Source organism: Bacillus sp. SIMBA_074, assembly GCF_046534555.1.
Taxonomy (GTDB): domain Bacteria; phylum Bacillota; class Bacilli; order Bacillales; family Bacillaceae_G; genus Bacillus_A; species Bacillus_A mycoides.
Genome location: NZ_JAWRYM010000970.1, coordinates 1 through 249 on the forward strand (window position 1 = coordinate 1; position 249 = coordinate 249).

Consider the following 249-nt stretch of genomic DNA (forward strand, 5'->3'; position numbering starts at 1 on the left):
ATTCACTTGCAAAACATTCCAAAAATCTGTAAAGCAAAATTTGGTTATCCCGGTATTGTCTATACGAGTAATCCCAGTTCCTTGCTCCCCTGATGTTACAAAATGTAAAAAGCTGTTGATAAGCCCGCCGTGAGATACAACGACAATTGTCTCGTTCGGATGAGCTTTCGCCAGCTCCGTTAATGCAGTTACAGCTCGTTTTTGCATACACTCAAACGTTTCAATTCCGCAAGCTGCTTCATCTTGGTT

1 protein-coding gene is annotated in these 249 nt (G+C 41.8%); it reads right to left on the minus strand.

Annotated elements, in window-relative coordinates:
- Nucleotides 1-249, minus strand: a 249-nt coding sequence (locus tag SB773_RS33645; RefSeq protein WP_410594808.1) for a histidine phosphatase family protein, incomplete at both ends; no start/stop codon positions are given.